The 15,844-nt window shown below is 35.3% G+C and carries 15 protein-coding genes; 8 read left to right on the forward strand and 7 right to left on the reverse strand.

Going from position 1 to position 15,844, the window contains the following annotated elements; all coding sequences use genetic code 11:
• Positions 1-50 precede the first annotated feature (50 nt).
• Genes O5636_RS01320 through O5636_RS01335 form a run of 4 tightly spaced genes read left to right on the forward strand, consistent with a single transcriptional unit; the run spans position 51 to position 3,812 of the window.
• The gene (locus tag O5636_RS01320) at positions 51-941 is read left to right on the forward strand and encodes a metal ABC transporter substrate-binding protein (protein ID WP_332299711.1); all 891 of its coding nucleotides are present in this window, start codon (positions 51-53) and stop codon (positions 939-941) included.
• A gap of 6 nt (positions 942-947) precedes the next feature.
• Positions 948-1,733 carry a metal ABC transporter ATP-binding protein gene (locus O5636_RS01325; RefSeq protein ID WP_269622828.1) on the forward strand — a complete coding sequence of 262 codons (786 nt, stop codon included), beginning with the start codon at positions 948-950 and terminating at the stop codon, positions 1,731-1,733.
• A gap of 3 nt (positions 1,734-1,736) precedes the next feature.
• Positions 1,737-2,606 (forward strand): metal ABC transporter permease, encoded by an 870-nt coding sequence (locus O5636_RS01330; RefSeq protein ID WP_269622829.1) that lies wholly within the window; start codon positions 1,737-1,739, stop codon positions 2,604-2,606.
• Between the two features lie 9 nt (positions 2,607-2,615).
• A complete protein-coding gene (locus tag O5636_RS01335; protein ID WP_269622830.1) occupies positions 2,616-3,812 on the forward strand; it encodes a DUF4336 domain-containing protein in 1,197 nt (398 codons plus the stop codon).
• On the opposite strand, the gene O5636_RS01340 is transcribed toward O5636_RS01335, so the two are convergent.
• Positions 3,802-4,152, reverse strand: a complete 351-nt coding sequence (locus O5636_RS01340; RefSeq protein WP_269622831.1) for a DUF760 domain-containing protein — start codon at positions 4,150-4,152, stop codon at positions 3,802-3,804. The two genes, O5636_RS01335 and O5636_RS01340, sit on opposite strands and share 11 nt — an antisense overlap.
• Positions 4,153-4,196: 44 nt before the next feature.
• Positions 4,197-4,787: a signal peptidase I gene (gene lepB / locus O5636_RS01345; RefSeq protein ID WP_269622832.1), complete on the reverse strand. Its 591-nt coding sequence runs from the start codon at positions 4,785-4,787 to the stop codon at positions 4,197-4,199.
• A gap of 95 nt (positions 4,788-4,882) precedes the next feature.
• Between lepB and menD the strand changes: the two genes are divergently transcribed.
• From menD to O5636_RS01365, 4 genes are read left to right on the forward strand one after another with little or no spacing between them, the layout of a single operon-like run.
• On the forward strand, positions 4,883-6,622 hold the full coding sequence (gene menD, locus O5636_RS01350; protein ID WP_269623604.1) for a 2-succinyl-5-enolpyruvyl-6-hydroxy-3-cyclohexene-1-carboxylic-acid synthase: 1,740 nt from the start codon (positions 4,883-4,885) through the stop codon (positions 6,620-6,622).
• A 51-nt stretch (positions 6,623-6,673) separates the two neighbouring features.
• The gene (gene menB, locus O5636_RS01355) at positions 6,674-7,552 is read left to right on the forward strand and encodes a 1,4-dihydroxy-2-naphthoyl-CoA synthase (protein ID WP_269622833.1); all 879 of its coding nucleotides are present in this window, start codon (positions 6,674-6,676) and stop codon (positions 7,550-7,552) included.
• Positions 7,553-7,611: 59 nt separating this feature from the next.
• The gene (gene glgA, locus O5636_RS01360) at positions 7,612-9,081 is read left to right on the forward strand and encodes a glycogen synthase GlgA (protein ID WP_269622834.1); all 1,470 of its coding nucleotides are present in this window, start codon (positions 7,612-7,614) and stop codon (positions 9,079-9,081) included.
• Positions 9,082-9,130: 49 nt separating this feature from the next.
• Entirely contained in the window at positions 9,131-10,534 is a 1,404-nt protein-coding gene (locus tag O5636_RS01365) for a UDP-N-acetylmuramoyl-tripeptide--D-alanyl-D-alanine ligase (RefSeq protein ID WP_269622835.1), read from the forward strand.
• Here O5636_RS01365 and glmU read toward each other — a convergent pair.
• The 5 genes from glmU to O5636_RS01390 form a co-directional block, all read right to left on the reverse strand.
• Positions 10,525-11,889, reverse strand: coding sequence for a bifunctional UDP-N-acetylglucosamine diphosphorylase/glucosamine-1-phosphate N-acetyltransferase GlmU (glmU, locus tag O5636_RS01370; protein ID WP_269622836.1), 1,365 nt, complete (start codon positions 11,887-11,889; stop codon positions 10,525-10,527). The genes O5636_RS01365 and glmU overlap by 10 nt on opposite strands.
• Positions 11,890-11,913: 24 nt before the next feature.
• Entirely contained in the window at positions 11,914-12,456 is a 543-nt protein-coding gene (locus O5636_RS01375; protein ID WP_269622837.1) for an MnmC family methyltransferase, read from the reverse strand.
• Positions 12,457-12,554: 98 nt separating this feature from the next.
• Positions 12,555-12,836 carry a hypothetical protein gene (locus O5636_RS01380; RefSeq protein WP_269622838.1) on the reverse strand — a complete coding sequence of 94 codons (282 nt, stop codon included), beginning with the start codon at positions 12,834-12,836 and terminating at the stop codon, positions 12,555-12,557.
• A 7-nt stretch (positions 12,837-12,843) separates the two neighbouring features.
• On the reverse strand, positions 12,844-14,172 hold the full coding sequence (gene aroA, locus O5636_RS01385; RefSeq protein WP_269622839.1) for a 3-phosphoshikimate 1-carboxyvinyltransferase: 1,329 nt from the start codon (positions 14,170-14,172) through the stop codon (positions 12,844-12,846).
• Between the two features lie 71 nt (positions 14,173-14,243).
• On the reverse strand, positions 14,244-15,809 hold the full coding sequence (locus O5636_RS01390; protein WP_269622840.1) for a UbiD family decarboxylase: 1,566 nt from the start codon (positions 15,807-15,809) through the stop codon (positions 14,244-14,246).
• Between the last annotated feature and the right edge of the window lie 35 nt (positions 15,810-15,844).

The following is a 15,844-nucleotide window of genomic DNA, read 5'->3' on the forward strand; positions in this document are numbered from 1 at the left end:
AGTTTCTAAAGACTAAAAAGATTTTATTTCTAAATATATTTAGCATTTTTTTGTTACTTATATTTAATGTTTCTTGCAAGCCACTTTCTTCAAATAAGGATCAGATTGTAAATCCCTCAAAACTCATAGTCTTAACAACGTTTACTGTTCTTGCTGATATAGCAAAAAATATAGCGGGTGAAAGATTAATTGTAGAATCTATAACTAAACCAGGTGCAGAAATACATGGTTATAAACCTACTCCAAGTGATTTAGTAAGGGCTTCTAAGGCTGATTTAATTGTTGAAAATGGTCTTGGACTTGAATTGTGGGCAAAGAAATTTACTTCTTCATTGAATGATGTATCACGTGTTGTACTAACTGACGGCATAAACCCCTTACCCATAGAAGGTGATGTTTATGCAGGCAGGCCTAATCCCCATGCTTGGATGTCGCCTTTAAGAGCTATTCATTATGTAGATAAACTTGCATCGGCTTTTATTTCGATTGATCATGAAGGAAAAGAAGTTTATTTAAAAAATTCTGACATTTATAAAAAGAAATTGATCGATCTTGATCAGGAACTTAGAACAGCTTTGGAAAAAGTCCCACTTGAAAAAAGGGTATTAGTTAGTTGTGAAGGAGCATTATCCTATTTGGCAGATGACTACGGTTTCCAAGAAGCTTATTTGTGGCCTGTTAATGCAGAGAGTCAAGTAACCCCTAGAAGGATGGAAAAATTAATCGCAACTATTTCCAAGACACAAGTACCTGTAGTGTTTTGTGAAACTACAGTTAGCGAAAAGCCTCAACTAGAAGTTTCACGTATTACACAAACCACTTTTGGTGGTAAGTTTTTTGTTGACTCTCTTTCTGATAAAGATGGACCTGCGCCAACTTTTATTGATCTCCAGCGGCATAATGTCCGACTAATTCTTAAAGGATTTGCTGTAAACAATTAAAGAGATATGAAATCATTCAGGAATCAAGACGATTTAGCTTCTCTTAGGATTGAGGCTGATCAAGTCTGTGTTGATTACAACGGTACGGTAGCTCTTTACGATGCAAGCCTAAAGCTTCAAGCAGGTTGTATTTGTGGATTGGTTGGGATGAATGGAGCAGGTAAATCTACTTTTTTTAAGGCTTTAATGGGATTTGTTCGTCCTTCAAGGGGGAAAATTCTTATCAATGGAAGTTCCGTTCATAATGCACAGAAAGATCAGGCAGTAGCTTATGTTCCCCAAAATGAAGGTATTGACTGTTCATTTCCTGTAAGTGTTTGGGATGTAGTTATGATGGGAAGATATGGGTCAATGAGTTTTTTAAGAGTTCCTAGAGAATCTGATAAAAGGGCTGTTATAGATGCATTGGAAAGGGTTGAATTAATTGACCTATGTAATAGACCTATAGGATCTCTTTCAGGTGGCCAACGTAAAAGGGCTTTTCTTGCCCGAGCAATAGCTCAGAGAGCCTCAGTATTGCTTTTAGATGAACCTTTTTCGGGGGTTGATATACGAACAGAAAAGCTTATGGCGGATTTGTTTTTACAATTGCGGCAACATGGAAGATCAATCTTGATATCAACCCATGACCTTAGTCATGTTCGTGATTTTTGTGATGTTGTTGTTCTTATTAATAAAACAGTATTGGCTTATGGAAATACTTCTGATGTTTTTACCTCAGAGAATCTTTCTTTAACTTTTGGAGGTATGAAGCCTGACCCTATATCAGGAGCAATTTCTGCCAAAGAATAAAACATGCATGCAGCTTTCATTTCGATAGAGCCATATTCCTTTTTAATAGATCCACTTTCTCATGATTTTATGAGAAGGGCATTGCTCATTAGCGCAATAGTAGGAGGGGTTTGTGGATTCCTTTCCTGTTATATGACTCTCAAGGGATGGGCATTGATGGGTGACGCGGTTTCACACGCAGTTATGCCTGGAGTAGTAGTTGCTTATGCATTAGGATTTCCTTTCTCATTAGGCGCCTTTATATTTGGTGTGGGTTCAGTAGCATTAATAGGTTTTATTAAACAGAAATCTAGAGTGAAAGAAGATACAGTAATAGGATTAGTATTTACAGGTTTTTTTGCATTAGGTTTAGTTTTAGTATCAAAAATAAAAAGCAATATTGACTTGATCCATATACTTTTTGGTAGTCCATTGGGGATATCAGATTCTGATGTTAGACAGACTTTGATAATTTCTTTGATTGTAGTTTTAACATTAATAATCTTTAGAAAAGATTTGATGCTTTATTGTTTTGACCCGACACATGCTAGATCTATTGGAATAAATACTGGTTTACTTCATTATTTATTATTATCAGTTTTATCATTAGCAGCTGTAGCTGGCTTGCAGACTGTAGGGATTATTTTAGTAGTTGCAATGTTAATAACACCTGGAGCTACAGCATATTTATTAACTGATCGCTTTGATAGAATGACTTATCTAGCAATAATTAGTAGTGTTATATCGAGTATTTTAGGAGTTTATATAAGTTATTGGTCCGATATTGAAACAGGAGGCTCTATTGTACTAGTACAAACATTTATATTTCTATTGGCTTTTTTATTTGCTCCAAGATATGGAATCTTAAAATTAAATAATAGTAAGAATCATTAATGAGTTGTTATGAACAATAAGATTAAAATTAAAAAATCAAAGCAACGTAATAATTGGTTTTGGTGGCCTTTATTTCCTCTTTATCCTTATGGATCTCGGAATACTATTTTTACAGAATTAGTTACCGATTTGGTTTGGAGTTTTGAGCAATTACAAGGACTTTATTATGTTGCTGTTCCTATCAGGTTGACAGTAATAAAAGTACCCAAGGGATTGATGTTGATCAATCCTTTGCCTCCTACAAAAGAGTTGCTAAAAGATTTAAGAAGACTTGAACAAAAGCATGGTCCAATATGCACAATTGTTCTTCCAACGGCTTCTGGGCTAGAGCATAAGATTTCAATGCCAGCTATGGCTCGAGCATTTCCTAAAGCTTTGGTTTGGATTTGTCCAGGACAGTGGAGTTTTCCTTTTCAATTACCATTATCATGGCTTGGTTTCCCAGTTAATCGTACACGTGTTTTATTTGCAGATGGCTTACCACATAAAGAAAGTTGCCAATGGATTTCTTTAGGACCTATTGATATAGGTTTAGGAAGATTCCAAGAAATTGCTTGTTATCATAAGCAATCTCAATCATTAGTTGTAACTGATGCCTTGATTGGAATCGAAGCATCTCCACCCCCCATATTTGATTTAGATCCAACTCCACTTCTCTTTCATGCAAGAGATAAAGGATCTGAATTTTTAGATGATTCTCCTGAACTTAGGAAAAAGGGTTGGAGAAGATTAGTTTTATTTGCTTCATATTTAAAACCTGATCAATTGAAAATACCTTCACTTTTAGAAGTTTTTGATAATGCATTTAAACCTGGACTTAGAAATTGTAAATCGCATTTTGGGATTTATCCTTTTAAATGGGATAAGCAATGGGAATTGTCTGCTAAAGAGATTATTGGAAATAAAAAGCCTCTTGTTCAAATAGCACCTGTAATACAAAGGCTTGTTTTTCCAAGGGCTAAAAACGAATTCCTTAGATGGTTGGACGAAATAAAAACTCTTAAAGGAATGAAAAGACTTATCTCTGCTCATTATTCTGCTCCAGTTTCTTTTACAGATAGAGATTGTATTGCTTTAAGACGAAAAGTTAACTTTAGTAATTGGAACCGTTCTGAAGGAGATTGGACTTTTCTTGGCGAATTAGATAAAAGTCTTTTGAAAAATTCTGTGGTACCTAAAGAACCTTTAAAAAATTTTAGAGATTAAGCTCATCAGTATCTATAGACATCTCTTCATCTGTAAGAAATGATTCTTCAAGTTCCTTCCTTTGTTCCATTTGTCTCAAGAAATAACCAGTCATCATTGCTGATGCAAGAAGATTTGCAAAATTATCTTTTGAGGCAGTTACTTTAACTTCAAATTGATCTCCAGGGAGCATTCCAAGTAGTCCTTGGACATTGTGTCGAATAATGTCTTGTATTTCTGGACTGGCAGATTTGGCAACCCTTTGAAGAACATCTGGTGATTGTTCTTGAAGATATTGAATTAGCGCATTATTTTCGCTTCCATCGTTATTCTCTGTAGCAAGAAACTCTGGGTTAAACATCCAAATGAGCTCTATATACTAAGACCTTATCGTAATACGGTCACTTAGGATAATTTTATAGAGGCGGGGAACCGAATAAAAGACATTCTTTGTAAAGGCCAATATCTTAGGAATGCTTTGCCTATGAGGTTTTTTTCAGGTAATGGTCCCCAAAAATGTGAGTCAAGACTATTGTTTCGATTATCTCCTAAGACCCAAACAGTATTTTGAGGGACGATAACTAAATCCATTTCATATTTGATTGGATCATCTATCCATGGTTCGATTAATTTGATACCGTTTCTAATCAATTTGCCATTTTTTATTTCAATTGTGTCTCCAGAAACCCCAACTATTCTTTTTATAAGTGCTTGATTATTGTCGTAGCCAGCATCTATTAGCGTTTGGGGGGGGGTAAATACAACTATAGATTCCCTTTCTGGAGTCTTTTTAAGAAATCGATCAAGTTTTGGGGTTATTTTTTCAATCAAAATTCTTTCTTTTATTTCTAAGGTGGGCAACATGGAGCCTGATGGGATCCAGCGAGGTTCAATTACTTGCCATCTTAGAAACAAAGCAATTGCAATCCATATGATTAGGTTCTTCCAGGAACTAGAATGATTATCAGGGGCTTGTTTGGTGCTAGGAGATTTCATTAAAGATTCTAATAGTAATGCTAAAAAATCAGCTTTTTGAGAAGATTAGATAAGTTACTGATTTTTCGCTGACATTATCCCGGACTAATTTTTTCATTTCCCTTAGCCTTTTAAGGGCTTTTACGGCTCGTGGCCTAGAGAATATTGTTCTCTGCCCAGGGAGTCGATCTGGCCCTCTTGCTATGGCGGCAGGGTTCCTTTTTGAAAATTCCGAATTAAATCTCTACACAGCAATTGATGAAAGATCAGCTGCTTTTATGGCATTGGGTATTAGTGCTGCTACTCAAAAGGCTGCAATAGTAATAACTACATCTGGCACAGCAGTTGGCAATCTATTGCCTGCTGCTGTAGAGGCTAATTTTTCATGTTTACCTATTATTTTTATTAGTGCTGATCGTCCAAAAAGACTTAAAAACTGTGGGGCTAATCAAACGGTTAATCAGGAAGATTATCTTAAGTCTGTATGCCGATTTGTTGATTTTTCAACTTGTAATGGAATACATCTTTTAACAGAAGATTCATTAATGCTTTTAGTAGATAGAACTTGGAAGCAAGCTAATAATTTCTATGGACCCGTCCACTTGAATTTGGCTATTGAAGAACCTTTATATCCTTCTTTTGATGAACAACAAGAGATTTGGCAATTATGTGAATCAAAATCATTTTCTTTTGATCTAATTGAGCCTATTTCTACAAATGTTAAAGGAAAGCTTTTTAATGAAAAGTTCATTGATATAGATCCATCTAAGAAAGGTTTGATTCTTGCAGGACCTTGGAGGGGAAATGACAATTCTTTACCTGAATTTCGAGATTCAATAAAAGATTTTCAATTAATAACTGGTTGGCCAATTTTTGCTGATCCTTTGTCAGGAATATTAAATAATCAAAGAGGATTAATAGAATATTGGGAGTTATTAATTTCTTCTGGAATAATTGCATTAAAAGAGGAAATTCAATTACTAAGATTGGGTCCTCTTACATCAAATAGACCACTCGAATCTTTTTTAAGGAAAAATTCTAAGAATAATATTCTTATAACAGAAAGTGATAAAAGATGTCTTGACCCTCTTAAACAATCTAAGCAATATTCTAGTGGATTTATCTCTTGGTTTAATCAATTTAAATTAAAACATTCCATCAAAAAAAATCAATCTAATAAACATTCTATACCTCTTTTAAATGAATTATTGATTAAGAATCAAAGAGTTGAAGAATGGCTTGAATTGAAATTGAAATTTGATGAACAGTTGTCAGAACCTGGGTTGGCAAGATTTGTTCCAAAAATTTTAGATAAAGATATTCCTATAATGCTTTCTGCAAGCTCACCTATCAGAGATTTTATTAGTTTTGCAGGTATAGATGCTTTTTCTAGAAGATGTTTTAGCTTTAGAGGTGCTTCAGGTATTGACGGTAATCTTTCTTTGGCTATTGGCCTTGCTATAAGTTTAGGACCATTATTTTTTATTTGTGGTGATTTGGCATTTCTTCATGATAGTAATGCTTTGCTTTTGTCTCAACCTAAGAATTATCCTTTAATTATATTATTAATTGATAATAGAGGAGGTGGGATTTTTAGGACTTTAAAGTTAGATAGATTTTATAAAGGAAATATTGAAGAGTTGTTTTCTATGCCTCAAAATGTCGATATACTATCTATTGCAAGTTCATACGATATTCCATATAGAGAAATCTGTAACTTTGATGATTTGCAAATATCAATTAATTGGGCTCTTAAATTATCTGGTCCAGTTTTAATTCACGCAAAAACAAATTCAGAAAAAGATATCCTTCTAAGAAGAAATATTACTGAAGGTTTGAAGAATTTTGTAAATTAATTAATTGATTAAAACTTAATTAAAATAATAAGAAAATCATTCATTAACAAATTGGAATCTTCCTTTTCGCCAAGAAGGGTTTTACCAGGAGAAATTTCTATCTCCTGGAAGAGATGGGGGAATTATAAGGATATCTATCTAGATAGATCAGATGAAGGGATTGCCCGTATAGCTATTAATCGACCTGAGAAAAGAAATTCGTTCAGACCGCTTACGGTCTCTGAACTTTGCCATGCTTTTACAAGAGTCAGGGATGATCCAAAAATCGGAGTTGTTTTATTTACAGGTGTATCTCCAGCGAAGGATGGTGCGTTTTCTTTTTGTGCAGGAGGAGATCAGAGTGTCAGAGGAGATGGTGGATATTTGGATGACGATGGATTGGCGCGTTTAAACGTTCTTGATTTGCAAAGGATCATAAGAACTATTCCAAAAGTGGTTATAGCTCTAGTTGCTGGCTATGCAATAGGGGGAGGACAAGTATTACATCTGTTGTGTGATTTGAGTATAGCTGCAGAAAATGCAATTTTTGGTCAAACAGGCCCTAAAGTTGGTAGTTTCGATGGTGGGTTTGGGGCTGGTTTTTTAGCCAGGGTTGTGGGACAACGAAAGGCTCGCGAGATATGGTTCCTATGTAGGCAATATGGAGCAAAAGAAGCATTAAAATTAGGACTAATAAATTCAGTAACGTCAGTAGAAGAATTAGAAACAGAAGGTGTTAAGTGGGCTAAAGAAATACTTCAAAACAGTCCTACAGCAATTAGATGTATGAAAGCTTCTTTTAATGCCGAGACAGATGGATTAGCAGGTATACAAGAGTTGGCTGGACAAGCTACACATCTTTTTTATAGGACCACCGAGGCACAAGAAGGGAAGAATGCATTTTTAGAAAAAAGAAAACCTAACTTTTCAGAATTTGATTGGTTACCATAAACATCACAATTAGTATCTGAAAAGCTATAGACTTTTATATCTAGCTTTTAATTTTAAAGATGCGCGTTCTTTTCGCTGCTGCTGAATGCGCACCGATGATCAAAGTCGGTGGAATGGGAGATGTTGTTGGTTCTTTGCCCCCTGCTTTAGCCAATTTAGGACATGATGTGCGACTAATAATTCCAGGTTATAGTAGGCTTTGGAGTTTACTAGATATTTCTAAAGAACCTGTTTTTAGAGCTCAGACAATGGGAGCAGAGTTTGCCGTTTATGAGACAAAACACCCGTCAAGCAAATTGCCTATATATTTAGTCGGGCATCCTGTTTTTGATCCTGAAAGAATTTATGGTGGGGATGATGAAGATTGGAGGTTCACATTTTTTGCAAGTGCGACCTCAGAATTTGCATGGAATTTTTGGAAGCCTCAAGTTTTACATTGTCATGATTGGCATACAGGAATGATCCCTGTATGGATGCACCAAGATCCTGAAATTAGTACTGTTTTTACTATTCATAATCTTAAGTATCAAGGACCCTGGCGATGGAAATTAGATCGAATGACTTGGTGCCCTTGGTATATGAGTGGAGACCATACAATGGCAGCTGCAATGCTTTATGCGGATAGAGTTAATGCTGTTTCTCCTACGTATGCAAAAGAAATACGAACCTCAGAATATGGGGAGCGCTTAGAAGGCTTATTGAATTACATTTCCGGAAAGCTAAGAGGAATTCTTAATGGCATTGATCTAGAGGAATGGGACCCTGCTACTGATCAAGCATTAGCTGCAAATTTTGATTCAGAGGATATCTCAGGCCGAGCAAAAAATAAATCTGCTCTTCAATCTCAAATGGGATTGGAAGTTAATTCGGATAAATATTTATTGGGTATGGTCGGTAGATTAGTTGACCAGAAAGGTGTTGATTTACTTCTTCAGGTTTCTAGAAGATTGCTTGCATATACAGATTCGCAGATAGTTGTTTTGGGAACTGGAGATCAGGTTTTTGAATCTGCATTATGGCAACTAGCAATAGAATTCCCAGGTCGGTTTGCAGTTTTTCTTACTTATGATGATTCTCTCTCACGATTGATTTATGCAGGAAGTGATGCGTTTGTAATGCCTAGTAGATTTGAGCCTTGTGGAATTAGTCAGCTACTTGCTATGCGATATGGTTCTATCCCAATAGTTCGGAATGTTGGAGGACTTGTTGATACAGTTAGTCCTCATGACCCAATAAAAAATTTAGGAACAGGATTTTGTTTTGACCGATTTGAACCAATTGATTTTTATACAGCTTTAGTTAGATCTTGGGAGGCATTTAGACATCGTAGAAGTTGGAGAAAACTTCAAAAACGAGCCATGACTCAAGTTTACAGTTGGGATAGATCAGCTAAGGAATATGAAATTATGTATAAAGAGGTTAGTGGTTATAAAGAACCTTCTCCAAATATTCAAGAAGTGGAAAAATTTTCTGTTGGTCAGCATGCAGACCCTTCTTTGAAATCAATTAAACAAGGAACAGATAGATGATTAGCTATTGTTTATTACTATTGCATTAACTTAAATATATAAGTAATTAATGGTACTGCGCTTAACAGATTTAATTCATTGTTTTGGAAAGCCTTTTAATGATGAGGGAGTAGATTTTGATACCCCTGTTGGTCAAGTATGCACTGACACTAGAAAACTACAAAAAGGAGATTTTTATATTGCATTATGTGGTGAGCATTACGATGGACATGAATTTTTAGTAAATGCTTATGAGCTTGGATCTCAAGCTGCATTTATCTCTTTTGATTGTTCTATATCTGTTCCGCAAAAATTTCTTCATTGGAGAGTTAAAGACACACTTGAAGCGTATCAAAAATTAGCGTGTCTCCATCGCGAAGATTTAGAGATTCCAGTAGTTGCAATTACAGGCTCTGTTGGAAAAACTACTACTAAAGAATTAATTAGCTTTGCATTAATGTCTTTGGGAGAGATTACTTTTACTTATGGCAATAATAACAATGATATTGGAGTCCCCCAAACTTTGCTAAATGCAAATTCAAATAGTGCTGCAATTGTTTTAGAGATGGGAATGCGTGGTTTAGGACAGATAAAGAAATTATCGTGCTGTTCTAAACCAGATATTGCAGTTATTACTAATATAGGCACAGCACATTTGGCCCATCTAGGTAGTCGTGAAAATATTGCCTTAGCAAAATGCGAAATAACAGCTTGTCTTAAACCTGATGGTGTCGTTATTATTCCTGCTGGTGATAAAATTCTTGAACAAGCTCTTTTACTTAATTGGCAAGGACGAATAATTCGCGTATCTCTTGACGTGAATTATTCAAATGACTCTACAATTTCATCAATAAGAGATAACTATACTAGTGGCAAGATTGATTACACTGGAATCTTAATTGTTAAGAAATGGCTATTAGAATGTAGAGGATATAAATTTCAATTGCCATTTGAAGGTGTTCATAACGCCAAGAACTTTATGTATGCAATTGCTGTAGCTGACCAACTTGGAATATCACTTGAATGTTTACATAGATTAAATATCCCTACTCCTTCTGGGCGAAATAATATACTATCTCTTGCTTCTATAACTGTTCTTGATGAGACCTATAATGCTTCTCCCGAATCTGTTAAGGCTTCTCTTGATTTATTAGCATTAAAGCCGGGACGTCATTTTGCTGTATTGGGAACAATGCTTGAATTAGGGAAAAATAGTGTTAGATATCATCAACAAATTGTTGAATATGCTGCGTCTCTTGGAATAGATGGGTTGATCATTTGTTCTTCAGGTTTAGAAGCTGATGCAATGGCTATTTCAGGTAGAACAATAGAGTTTTTAACAGTTGTTTCTAATCCTGAAGATGCATTTCTTGTTTTAAAAAAATGGTTGAATGATGGCGACTGCCTTTTGTTGAAAGCTAGTAGAAATGTTAAGTTGGAGCGGTTGATTCCTTTGCTTAAGAATTATTTTTGATTGTTTTTAGGTTTAGACTTCCAATCTTTTTTAATTATTTGATTTGATCTCGCTATTGCTAATGAATTATCTGGGACGTTGTCAGTAAGTATGGAACCACCTGCGATAGTTACATTATTTCCGACTGAAATTGGAGCAATAAGAACAGAATTTGCACCAGTTTTAGTTAGGTTGCCAATTACTGTTTTGTGTTTATCTTTACCATCAAAGTTAGCGACTATAGTACCTGCTCCAATATTTACTTTTTTGCCTGTTACAGTATCACCTATATAACTTAAGTGATTGATTTTTGTATTTTCTCCTAGGTCACTTTTTTTTATCTCAACAAAATTTCCAATCTTACAATGACTTTTAATTGTAGTTTTTGGACGAATATGTGAGTATGGTCCAATGTTTACATTATGTTCTAAAATTGAATCTTTTACTACAGAATAAAAAATAGATACATTATTACCAATACTTGTATTCTCAATAAAACTATTAGGACCTAACCTACAATTGTTTCCAATTGTTGTATAGCCTCTTATATGAGTTTGTGGTTCTATTATCACATTATTTCCAAACTTGCAGTGTTCACTAATTGTTGAGCTTGCTGGGTTTATAAAATAAACACCTTGCTTCATCCAATAAGTTTTTAATTGTGTTTGAAGTAATTCTTCGCATTGTGATAGCTGATATTTGTCATTAATTCCATAAACTTCTCCTAGATCTTCTACTTCAATATGACTTGATTTAGGTAATTCTTTAATTGTATCTGTTAGATAGATTTCATTTTGCTTATTATTATCAGATAGCTTTGATAATACATTCTTGAGTTGATTCCATTTAAAACAATATATACCTGCATTTGTCAGATTGTTTTCTAGCTCTATTTCTGTGCAGTCACTATCTTCGACTATTTTATTTACTTCACCCTTTGAATTAGTAAATACCCTTCCATAACCTTTTGGGTTAGGAAGCTTGGCAGTTAATATTGATACACTAGAGTTAGTCTGCTTATGTCTTAGGATTAGCTTTCTAATGGTGTTTGTTTTTAATAATGGAACATCTCCGTTAAGTACAAGTAAGTCTCCATCAAAACCTTGTAATGAAGGAATTAATTGTTGAACAGCATGCCCGGTTCCATTTTGAGGTTGTTGATATACAAATTCAATATTTGCAAAGTGTCCGACTTTATCTTTAATTTTATATGCTTCGTGCCCAATAATAATCAATAATTTTTCTGGATTAAGTTCTTTACATGTATTTAAGACTCTTTCAATTAGTGAGATCCCTGCAAGTTCTTGCAGGACTTTAGGATTGGAGCTCTTCATTCGAGTCCCCTTCCCAGCAGCTAATATTGCGATAGCAAGCATAAAAAAAATTCTTATTTTAGAAATCTAACGTTTTGGGCTGATATTTGTCTTTATCCATCGTTTTCTCCATGAATTTGTAGATTTTAAATTACATTGGTTTTGTTCATTTTCTCTTCTTTTTAATATTTCAGTTGATATTGATTGTCCTGTTGGATCTCTATATGGTACTCCTGCTCGGGTTAATAAATGCTCTTCTTCCATTTTGCTAAGACAATTCCATAATGAATGCTTATTTTTTGTAAAACCTTTAATACCTATTGTGCCTAGGCTCCATTCTTTTGATGTAGAGCTATTAGGAGAAAGTGATTTTATCTCTAGACCACCTCTTCTTAAACTACCTCTGATTGCTGCGGCTCTTGAATAAGTAAGTATTCTTCCATTATGTGTTAATTTTCCTATTAGCTTATGTAAGAAGTCTTCGCTCCATAGTTCAGGACATTGTTTGGGAGAGAAGGGGTCTAGAAAAATTAGGTCAAAAGTAGTCTGTTCTGGGATATTGCCAACTTTTTGTCGCGCATCACCCCAAAATAACTTACCTTTACTTGTTTTGATATTCCATTCGCTCATAATTGTTAATGAATGAAGTGCGTCTTTAACTTCTTTAGTGAATATTGATTTAAATTCTTCAGCTTCAATTGCAATTTCTAGAGGCCTTCGGTCTATCTCTAATCCCCACCAGTCAAGATATATGTTTTTTTTTTTTGCAGTTCATCAAGCAGGCAAGCTGTGTTATATCCCATGCCTACACATACATCTAATACTGTCAGGTGTTTTTTATGTTCAAATCTATCTAGTTCAGAGGGCTGTATAAATTTTTCTTTAGCCTCTTTAAGTGCACCTGTAGAGCTATGAAATGATTCTTTGAATTGTTTGCTTTTAAGGGTTAAAGTCCCATCCTTTGTAGTGAATGGTATGAATTCTGTGAATCTATGATCAGTATTCTTCAAGTTTTTATTATGACTGAAGTTTTGAAAGCTCATTCCAGAATTCAGGATAAGAAACTGAGGCCGCATTACTACGAGATAATGTGGAATTCCCATCAGCTAAAAGTGCTGCAATTGCCAAACTCATAGCTACTCTGTGATCAGTTTCACTATCAACTTCAGTTCCTAATAGTTTATTCCCACCATATACTGTTAACCCATCTTCATGCTCTTCAATCTTTGCTCCCATATTTCTTAGCTGTCTTGTCATAACTTCTAACCTATCTGTTTCTTTAATACGTAATTCACTTGCCCCAGTGATTTCACTAACTCCATTGCAGAAACATGCAGCTACCGTAAGTATCGGTACTTCATCTACCAATTTAGGGATTATTTCGCCGTCTAATTTAAATGGCTTAAGCTGGGGAGAATGAACAACTTTTATATCTCCAACTGGTTCACCTGCTATTTCTTTTGTATTTAAATAACTAATATTTGCTCCCATTTGATGGAGTATTTCAAGGATCCCAGTCCTTGTTGGATTAAGACCTACATTCTTTATGGTTATGTCGGAGCCAGGAACTATTGACCCTGCTACTAACCAAAATGCGGCAGAACTAATATCACCTGGCACTTCAATATGTGTTCCTTTTAAATTGGAGCCAGGCTTTATAGTTATATGCCTGCCCATTTCTCCACTGATTTCTATATTTGCGCCAAAAGCCTTGAGCATTCTTTCCGTATGATCCCTAGAATTTGCAGGTTCAATTACTGTTGTTGAACCTTCAGCTGTTAAAGCCGCGAGTAGTATCGCTGACTTAATTTGTGCACTGGCTACAGGTGTTCCAATTATTGCTCCATGAAGTTGTTCACCTTTTACGGATAATGGAGCAAATTCTCCATTTGATCTACCATCAATCTTTGCACCCATTAATTTTAAGGGCTGCCCTGCTCTTCTCATTGGTCTTTTACTTAATGATTTATCACCAGTTAAAATAAAATGTCTGTTTTTTCTTCCAACAAGTAAGCCAAGTAGTAATCTCATTGTTGTTCCTGAATTACCACAATCAAGAACTTTTTCAGGCTCTTGAAATCCATCTAATCCAACACCCTCTACTTTTACAATCTCAGTAGAATTAATTGGACTGATCTTTACACCCATATCCTTTAAGCAATTCGCAGTGTTCTTAGGATCATCTGCAGGCAATAAACCTTTTATAGTAGTTTCCCCCTCAGCGATTGCGCCAAAAAGAAGAGATCGGTGTGATATCGACTTGTCTCCTGGGACAGTAACAGTTCCCACTAAACTTCCACCACTTTTGATTTCACGTAATGAAGCTTCGCAGTCTGTTATCTTCAAGGGCTATATTTTACAGTTAATTTAAATTTTATTCTCTAAACCGATAAAAGTTGCTCTAGCAATCATTGCTTTTAGGAATTTGTTATTTGATTTAATCTATTAATTTCATTTATTACATATCCAAATAAAGATGGGTCTGGTTCTTTTGAGTCGATATCTGAAAGACCCAACTCATCCCATCTAGAATCAACTTTTTGTTTAAGTTCTTCTGAGTGTGAAAGTGGTTCACCCCAGTCATGATTTTTTTCTGGACCTATCTTTGTTGTAGCATCTATTGCAAGTCTTCCACCTAATCCTATTTTCTCACTAGCAAAATCGAGACTGTCGAACGGTGTGTTTTCCATTATTAAAAGATCTCTTTGTGGGTCTACTAAACTTGATATTGCCCAAATGACTTGTCGAGGATCTCTGACTTTAATAATTGAGTCTACTACAACTACAAATTTAGTATATGTAAATTGAGGCAATGCACTCCAGAAGGCCATTGCTGCTCTTTTTGCTTGGCCAGGGAATGATTTGTCTATGGATATGATGGCTATCTTATAGCTTAATGCATCCATAGGAAGGAAGAAGTCGACGATCTCAGTTATTTGTCTACGTAGAATAGGCGTATATATTCTATTTAATGCAATAGCCATCATTGCTTCTTCTTTAGGTGGCCTACCACTAAAGGTTGTTAAGAATATAGGATTTTCTCTATGAGTTATGCAATGAAAATTGATTAAGGGGGAATTTTCGCTATTTCCATAAAAACCCATATGATCTCCAAATGGGCCGTCTTCCTTCTCCTCTCCAGGAGTTATTGTGCCTTCAAGAACAATTTCGCTATGACTTGGGACTTGTAGATCTATTGTTTTGCAATTACATAATCTAACTCCTTCGCCAGCATATAGTCCTGCGAAAAGCCATTCACTGAGCGCAACAGGAATAGGTGTAGCTGCGGCCATTAAAATAAGAGGGTGAACTCCTATGGCAACAGCTATCTCAAGTTTTTCTCCCCTTTCTGCAGCCTTCCTAAGATGACGTGCTCCACCTCTCACACTCAACCAATGGACTGTCATGCTTCGTGTAGATTGACGTTGTAGCCTATAAACCCCAACATTAGGGGTTTTTGTTTCAGGATCCTTTGTGATAACTAGTCCAAATGTAATTACTCCACTAGCATCACCTGGCCATGGTCTAATTAATGGTAGAGAATCGAGGTTTACCTCATCATTTAGTAATACTTTTTGTTGGCAAGGAGGAATAAGATCTAGATCAGGCCTTGCTTTCAATAAATCCCAGAGAATACCTCCAAATTCAAATGTTTTTTTTAAAGTTTTAGGTGGTTCAGGCTGTTGTAAAGATGATAACTTTTCCCCAAGTTTTTCAAGTTCATCTATGGATTGAAGGCCCATACTCCAAGCAATTCTATCGGTTGTTCCTAGAAGATTTATTGCAATAGGAATTTTTGATCCAATAACGTTTTCAAATAATAGAGCAGGGCCACCCATTCCTAGTACACGATCGCTTATTGCGGCGAGCTCAAGGTCAGGGCTTACAGGCTTTGATATTTTTTTTAATTGCCCTTTTTTCTCTAAGAGATTTAGGAAATCTCTCATGTCGTTTGTTGAAGGACCTCTTTGAAAGAAAATCATTATGTTACTCGCAACTAGTTAAATGATTTAGTTAC

Origin of the sequence: Prochlorococcus marinus str. MIT 0918 (genome assembly GCF_027359415.1) — a bacterium.
GTDB classification, from domain to species: domain Bacteria; phylum Cyanobacteriota; class Cyanobacteriia; order PCC-6307; family Cyanobiaceae; genus Prochlorococcus_E; species Prochlorococcus_E marinus_C.